The following is a 6,936-nucleotide window of genomic DNA, read 5'->3' as shown; positions in this document are numbered from 1 at the left end:
CCCTCCGTGTTCCCCCTCGACCTCAGCGGATCGCGGCCCGGCTCCGCCTCGACACCTGACGGCGACGACCCGGCCGTCGCTCCCGGCAGCGCCGGTTCGCCCGCAGCGGCAGCCGTCGCCGAGCCCGCGCCCGCGTCCGTCCCCGAGCCGAGCGGCTTCGTGCCGCCCGTCGGCCACTGGACGACCCAGTCGGACGAGCCCGACGACGACACGGCCCCCGGTCGTGCCCTCGGCACCCACACGGGCCAGACGAACGCGCTCATCCTCACCGACCAGCAGGTCGCCGACGTCACCGGAGCGCTCAACGCGACCGGCGAGATCATCATCACCGGCTCGATCGACCTGCCCCGCAGCCTGGGTGCCACGGGGTCGCAGGCGCGCATCGACAACTCCGACATCGACCGCCTGCTCGAGCAGGGCGATGCCGAGAGCGCCGAGACCGACGCGGCTCCCGTCCGGGCCAGCCGGGCCATCAGCACCCACACCTCGACGCGCTCGGTCGTCCTCGCCGCTTCACAGCCCGCCTCCAGCAAGCTGCCCCTGATCCTCGGGATCGGCGGGGGCGTCCTCGGAGCAGGTATCATCGGTGTCGTCATCGCCGGGTTCGCCACGGGCATCCTCGGCGGTTGACGCCGCCGTCGTCCCGTCCCGGGCCGACCCACCCCGAAGGAATCCGTGACAGCCACCCCTCGTGCCATCGAGCTCCTGCAGATCGCAGCCCGCGCCGCCGACGACAAGCAGGCCGACGACCTCGTCGCGCTCGACGTGTCCGAGCCGCTGGCACTCACCGACATCTTCCTCCTGGCCTCCGGCCGCAGCGAGCGCAACGTCGTCGCGATCGCCGGTGAGATCGAGGACAAGATGCTCGAGGCCGGCGCCCGCACCCTGCGCCGCGAAGGTCGCGCCGAGGGCCGCTGGATCCTCCTCGACTTCGGCGACGTCGTCGTCCACGTGTTCCACGACGAAGACCGCCAGTACTACTCGCTCGAACGCCTGTGGAGCGACTGCCCGGCGATCCCGCTCGACGTGGTGAGCGCCTCCTCCGCCGAGGCCGCCTCGGCTCCGGCCTCGTCCGAGGCCTAGGCCCGCACCTCGCGTCTCCGGACGTCGACGACCTCCGTGCCGTCGGTGGTCCGTGCGACCCTGGCGGCATGATCATCGACCGGGTCCGCGTGCCGGAGGCGCTCGTCGCCGACCCGCGCGAGTGGCCGTTCACCGTCCCGGCCGTCGCTGCGCTCGTCGGCACGGGTGTGTCCCTCGACGCACCCGTGACCTTCCTCGTCGGTGAGAACGGAAGCGGCAAGTCGACGATCGTCGAGGCCCTCGCCGAGGCGTGGGGCGCCGACGTCCGCGGCGGTCGCTCGCACGGCAGGTACTCCTCCGAGCTCGAGCCGTCCGAGCTGGGCGCCGTTCTCGAGCTCGGACGCACGCCGACGGGCAGCCGCATGGTCGGGCGCAAGGCGAGGGGCTGGTTCCTCCGGTCGGAGACGGCGCTCGACATGTTCGCGCGGTACGAGAAGCGCGACCCCGGGTTCCACGACGTGAGCCACGGCGAGAGCTTCCTGCACGCCTTCGACGTCCGGCTCGCCGAGAAGGGGCTGTACCTGCTCGACGAGCCCGAGGCAGCCCTGTCCTTCTCGGCCTGCCTCCAGCTCATGGGCACCCTGGCCGACGTCGTCGACGCCGGCGGGCAGGTCGTCTGCGCGACCCACTCGCCCGTGCTCACGGCCCTGCCCGGCGCCGCGGTGCTGCAGCTCGGCGAGCGGGGCATCGAGCGGACGACCTGGGGCGAGCTCGACCTCGTGCAGCACTGGCGGGCGTTCCTCGACGAGCCGGGACGGTACCTGCGCCACCTCTGAGGTGCAGCGCCGGGCCGTGGGCCCTGGCGGCGGGTGTACTTGCGGCGTCGGATTCTGTAGTAAGGTTGACGAGTTGCTTCGGCAGCGGGAACACGAGCAACACGGCAACACGATAAGGGTCTGTGGCGCAGCTGGTAGCGCACCTGCATGGCATGCAGGGGGTCAGGGGTTCGAGTCCCCTCAGATCCACCCACGAGCAAGACGGGATGGCCTCACCTTCGGGTGAGGCCATTTCTCGTTCCTGCCCCCGCTCCTCTGCCTCGCTTCGTGGAGGAACGCGACTCCTGAGTCGTCGCGGTGCCGGTCTGGGCGTGCGCTGTGCATCGGCTCCACGCGGGTGGCCGACGCGGTAGACATCATGCATGAGCAACGAGCAGCCTGGCCAGACCCCCACCCCCGACGACGACGCGACCCGCGCCTCCGGGACGCCGACGGGTGCGGACCGCCCCCGTCCTGCGTACGGGGAGTACGCGCCGACCCCGGCGGGCGGTGCCGCTGCGCCGTCCGAGCAGCAGCCGGTCGCCCCCGGCGCACCTCAGGGCACCCCCTACGGCGCGCCCCAGCAGGGCGCCCCCTACGGTGCCCCGCAGCAGGGCACTCCTGCCTCGTCGCCCACGACCGGCGCCCCCGGCCCCAAGGGCATCGGTGCCTTCGCCGGCGAGGGCCATCCCCAGACGCTGGCGACCTTCACCCGCTACGAGGACGCGCAGTCCGCGGTCGACCTGCTCAGCGACGAGGGCTTCCCCGTCGAGAGCGTGTCGATCGTCGGCCACGACATCCGTACCGTCGAGAACGTCGCCGGCCGTCTGACCACCGGCAAGGCCGCCGTGCGCGGTGCCGCCGGCGGGGCGTGGTTCGGGCTCCTGCTCGGACTGCTCTTCAGCATCTTCGCGCCGGGCGTCGCGTTCATCGGCGTCCTGCTCATCGCCCTCGGCGCCGGAGCCCTGTGGGGCGCGCTCTGGGGCGCCGTCGGCCACGCCGCGACGCGTGGTCGGCGTGACTTCGCCTCGGTGAAGACGATGGAGGCGGGTCGCTACGAGGTGCTCGTCCGTGGCGAGCTCTCCGCCCGCGCCCACCAGGTGCTCGCGCAGGGTCGCAAGGTCGGCTAGCAGCAGCCTGGCGAACTGCGCCGACGACGAAGGGCCCCGCGCGTGCGGGGCCCTTCGTCGTGCCGGGAGGTCCCCGACGCTCAGCGCCTCACGGCGTGACCATCCCGCCGTTCACGTTCAGCGTCTCGCCTGCGACGAAGCTCGACTCGGCGCTGGTGAGGAACACGTAGGCCGGCGCCTGCTCGGCGGGCTGCGCGGCCCGTCCCATCGGCGACTCGCTCGAGCCGAACTCGGGCAGGGTCTCGGGGTCGACGCCCTGCGTCACCTGCAGCACGGACCAGGTCGGCCCGGGGGCGACGACGTTCACGCGGATGCCCTTGCCGACGAGCTGCTGCGCGAGGCCCTTCGAGAAGTTGTTGATCGCGCCCTTGGTCGTCGCGTAGTCGAGCCGGTCGGGGGCAGGCGTGTAGGCCTCGAGCGAGGCCGTGTTGACGATCGTGGAGCCGGGCTGCAGGTGCGGCAGGGCCGCCTTGATGATCCAGAAGGGCGCGTAGACGTTGGTCTTGAACGTCCGGTCGAACTGCTCGTCCGTGATCTGGTCGATCGACTCCTGCCAGACCTGGACCCCGGCGACGTTGACGATCGCGTCGAGCCCGCCCATGCCCTCGACGGCCTGCTGCACGAGCTCGCGACAGAAGGAGGCGCTGGTCAGGTCGCCGGGGACGGCCACGGCCTTCCGCCCGGCCGCCTCGACGAGCGACACGACGTGGCGCGCGTCCTCCTCCTCCTCGGGCAGGTACGAGAGGGTGACGTCCGCGCCCTCGCGGGCGAACGCGATGGCCACGGCTGCGCCGATGCCGGAGTCGGCGCCGGTGATGAGCGCCTTCCGGCCGGTCAGGCGGCCGGTGCCGCGGTAGCTGTCCTCGCCGAGGTCGGGGACGGGCGTCATGTGCGACTGGAGCCCGGGCTCCGGCTGCTGCTGCACCTCCGGGCTGATCACGGGGTAGCGGGTGCGGGGGTCGTCGAAGGTGTACTGATCGCGGGTCATGCACCCGTGATACGCCGCGGGGCTGGCTGCCTGCTCAGCGCGGGCAGGTGCCGGGGTACGCGGGGCCGCCTCCTCGGCAGTCGCTTGGTGTACCAATGATTGGTACACTCAGCACATGGCGACGAGAAGACCGCGACGACACGGCGACGAGCACGGCGATGCGCAGGGAGGCGAGCCCGGCCACGAGCACGGCAGCTGGTTCGGCGACGCCGTCGAGCGGATGAACTCCCGGCTGCGCCCCTACATCGGCGGCGCCCAGCTCGGCATCCGTGACGAGGCGCCGATCGTCGCCCCCGCGCACGGCGGCGCCTGTCCGCTCTGCGGCCGCCCGATGGACGAGCACGTCGTCGACCGCTCCGGCCCGCGCACGATGCTGCACTGCCCCCGGGACGTCCGCGGATGAGCGCGGCGGCCCGCGCCTCCGAGGCTGTCGGCCAGGCGCCCGGCGTCGCGGCCGCTGACCCGCTCGCGCTCGAGAGCCAGATCTGCTTCGCGCTGTCGGTCGCCTCGCGCAGCGTCGTCTCCGCGTACCGTCCTGTGCTCGAGCCGATGGGGCTGACGCACCCGCAGTACCTCGTCATGCTCGCCCTGTGGGAGCAGCAGCCGCTGGCGCTCCGCGACCTCGCCCGGCTGCTGCGGCTCGACCCCGGCACCCTGTCGCCGCTGGTGAAGCGCCTCGAGGCGCAGGGCCTGGTCACCCGCGGGCGCAGCGCGGACGACGAACGAGCGCTGAGCATCGAGCTGACGCCCGCCGGGGTCGCCCTCCGCGAGCAGGCCGAGTCGATCCCCGGGCGGATGATGGCCCGGCTCGACGTCACCCGCGACGAGCTGGTGCTGCTGCACCGCACCATGGCGAAGCTGATCGCGGCGGCCGAGGCCTGAGCGGCGAGCTGCACCCCCGAACCAGCAGAACACCCCCGGGACCAGGGGTGCAGTGCCGGATCGGGGGTGCAGCTCGCCTCAGTCGTGCGGCAGGCGAGGCAAGGGGCGCTCGAAGAGCCAGCTCGCGAACAGCGCCTCGAGCTCGCCGGCGTCGTGGCCGCTGACGCGCACGCAGTGCCGCACGAAGTCGTTCGTCGACACCGCGCCGTACCGGTTCTGGTCCGTCCAGCGGCGCAGCACGGCGAAGAACGCGTCGTCGCCGATCGTCAGCCGCAGGGCCTGCAGCGTCAGCGCGCCGCGCTTGTAGACGCGGTCGTCGAACATCGCGTCCGGCCCGGGGTCGCCCACCGTGAGGTCGTGCGGCGGCAGGGCGAGCCGCAGGTGCGTGCGGCGGGCGTGCGTCGCGACCGAGGTGCCGCCCGACCACTCCGACCAGAGCCACTCGGCGTAGCAGGCGAAGCCCTCGTTGAGCCAGATGTGGCGCCAGGAGGCGACGCCCACGCTGTTGCCGAACCACTGGTGCGCGAGCTCGTGCGCGATCAGCCGGTCGCTGCCCGACCGCCCGTCGGCGTGGTTCGCCCCGAAGACGGCGACGCCCTGCGCCTCCAGCGGGATCTCGAGGTCGTCGGCCGTCACCACGACCGTGTAGGCGCCGAAGGGGTAGGGGCCGAAGGAGGCGGTGAAGCAGCGCACCATCTCGGGCACGGCCCCGAAGTCGTGGTCGATCCGCGCGCGCAGGTCCGGCGGGCCGACGAGGGCGCCGCGGACGGGCGCGTCGTCGGTGCCGAGGGCCAGCTCGCGCGACTCGTAGCGCCCGATCTGCACCGTCGCGAGGTAGCTCGAGGTGGGCTCGGACTGCTCGAACGTCCAGGTGACCTTGCCGGGGCTCGATCGACGTGAGACGAGGTCGCCGTTGCAGACCACGTGGTAGCCGTGCTCGACGTCGATCCGGGTGCGGTACGTGGCCTTGTCGTCCGGGCGGTCGTTGCAGGGGAACCAGGTCGCGGCACCGTTCGGCTGCGCCGCCACGATGACCCCGTCGGTGAGCTCCTCCCAACCGATCTCGCCCCACGGTCCGCGTCGTGGTGCCGGCCGGCCCGAGTAGTCGACGACGGTGGTGAACCGGGCGCCCGCCTCCGCGTCCTGGGGGAGCGTCACCGTCAGCTTCGTCGCGCTCTGGCTGAAGCGGGCCTTGTGTCCGTCGACGCGCACGCGCGAGACACGGAGGCCGACGAGGTCGAAGACCGCACGACGCAGCGGCGCCGTCGCGACGGCCGAGACCGTCGCCCGGCCGTCGAGGCGGTTGGTCACGACCCGGTACGAGAGCTCGAGGTCGTAGGAGGCGACGGTGAAGTCGTCGGCGCCGCTGCCCGGCGTGTGGGTGTCGGGCACCGCGTCGTCGGGATCGCTGTCGCGCGGGAAGGAGTCGGGCACGGTCCCATCGAACACGCTGCCGTCGGTCGGCGTGCCGTCGTCTCCGCTGCCGTCGGCAGGCCCGCTCACGAGGTGGCCGCGTGGTAGTCCGAGTGGCGGACCTCGCGCCACGGCCCGATCGGGTTGCCGCTCCACCGGCTGCCGACGGGCACGCCCTCTCCTCGCATCACGAGCGAGGCAGGGCCGACGGTGGCGTGGCTGCCGACCACGGCCGCTGGCAGCACGACGCTGTGGGGGCCGAGGGCAGCGCCGGCGTCGAGGGTCACGGTGTCCATCGACATGATCCGGTCGTGGAACAGGTGCGTCTGCACCACGCAGCCGCGGCCGACCGTCGATCCGTCGCCCAGGGCGACGAGATCGGCCTCGGGCAGCCAGTAGCTGTCGGTCCAGACACCACGGCCGATGCGGGCCCCGAGGCTGCGCAGCCACCACACCAGGGCGGGCGTCCCCGTCGCGGCCCGGGCGAACCACGGCGCGGCCAGCATCTCGGTGAAGACGTCGGCCACCTCGCTGCGCCAGACGAACGACGACCAGAGCGGCTGCTCGCCCGCCCGGACGCGGCCGATCAGGGCCCACTTGGAGGCGGTGGTCACGACCGCGGCGACGAGCCCGGCCGCGATCAGCACGGCGCCGCTCGCCAGCGCGGCGACGAGCGGGCCCCACG

7 protein-coding genes, 1 tRNA gene and 2 pseudogenes are annotated in these 6,936 nt (G+C 73.0%); 7 read left to right on the top strand and 3 right to left on the bottom strand.

Annotated features, from left to right (window positions below):
- From RWM17_RS10825 to RWM17_RS10805, 5 genes and pseudogenes are all read left to right on the top strand, one after another.
- Nucleotides 1-630: pseudogene (locus RWM17_RS10825) on the top strand (hypothetical protein); the annotation flags it as partial.
- Nucleotides 631-675: 45 nt separating this feature from the next.
- The gene (gene rsfS / locus RWM17_RS10820; RefSeq protein WP_194613506.1) at nucleotides 676-1,083 is read left to right on the top strand and encodes a ribosome silencing factor; all 408 of its coding nucleotides are present in this window, start codon (nucleotides 676-678) and stop codon (nucleotides 1,081-1,083) included.
- A gap of 68 nt (nucleotides 1,084-1,151) precedes the next feature.
- Nucleotides 1,152-1,859: an AAA family ATPase gene (locus tag RWM17_RS10815; protein WP_314103561.1), complete on the top strand. Its 708-nt coding sequence runs from the start codon at nucleotides 1,152-1,154 to the stop codon at nucleotides 1,857-1,859.
- A gap of 116 nt (nucleotides 1,860-1,975) precedes the next feature.
- Nucleotides 1,976-2,048: transfer RNA gene (locus tag RWM17_RS10810), tRNA-Ala, on the top strand.
- Between the two features lie 173 nt (nucleotides 2,049-2,221).
- Nucleotides 2,222-2,968 carry a general stress protein gene (locus RWM17_RS10805; RefSeq protein WP_314103558.1) on the top strand — a complete coding sequence of 249 codons (747 nt, stop codon included), beginning with the start codon at nucleotides 2,222-2,224 and terminating at the stop codon, nucleotides 2,966-2,968.
- Nucleotides 2,969-3,056: 88 nt separating this feature from the next.
- On the opposite strand, the gene RWM17_RS10800 is transcribed toward RWM17_RS10805, so the two are convergent.
- The gene (locus tag RWM17_RS10800; RefSeq protein ID WP_314103556.1) at nucleotides 3,057-3,956 is read right to left on the bottom strand and encodes an SDR family oxidoreductase; all 900 of its coding nucleotides are present in this window, start codon (nucleotides 3,954-3,956) and stop codon (nucleotides 3,057-3,059) included.
- A gap of 115 nt (nucleotides 3,957-4,071) precedes the next feature.
- Between RWM17_RS10800 and RWM17_RS10795 the strand changes: the two genes are divergently transcribed.
- Together RWM17_RS10795 and RWM17_RS10790 are read left to right on the top strand one after the other, a co-directional pair.
- A complete protein-coding gene (locus tag RWM17_RS10795) occupies nucleotides 4,072-4,359 on the top strand; it encodes a hypothetical protein (protein WP_314103553.1) in 288 nt (95 codons plus the stop codon).
- Nucleotides 4,356-4,838, top strand: a complete 483-nt coding sequence (locus tag RWM17_RS10790) for a MarR family transcriptional regulator (RefSeq protein WP_314103551.1) — start codon at nucleotides 4,356-4,358, stop codon at nucleotides 4,836-4,838. Before RWM17_RS10795 ends, RWM17_RS10790 begins: the two co-directional genes overlap by 4 nt.
- A 78-nt stretch (nucleotides 4,839-4,916) precedes the next feature.
- Here RWM17_RS10790 and RWM17_RS10785 read toward each other — a convergent pair whose 3' ends face one another.
- Both RWM17_RS10785 and RWM17_RS10780 read right to left on the bottom strand, forming a co-directional pair.
- Nucleotides 4,917-6,272: a M1 family metallopeptidase gene (locus tag RWM17_RS10785; protein ID WP_314103548.1), complete on the bottom strand. Its 1,356-nt coding sequence runs from the start codon at nucleotides 6,270-6,272 to the stop codon at nucleotides 4,917-4,919.
- Nucleotides 6,273-6,337: 65 nt separating this feature from the next.
- Nucleotides 6,338-6,936 (bottom strand): annotated as a pseudogene (locus tag RWM17_RS10780) (amino acid adenylation protein); the annotation flags it as partial.

This window comes from uncultured Frigoribacterium sp. (assembly GCF_963515265.1).
Lineage (GTDB): Bacteria > Actinomycetota > Actinomycetes > Actinomycetales > Microbacteriaceae > Frigoribacterium.
The sequence above is the reverse complement of the archived record's forward strand: the minus strand, read 5'-3'. Positions and strand labels throughout refer to the sequence as shown.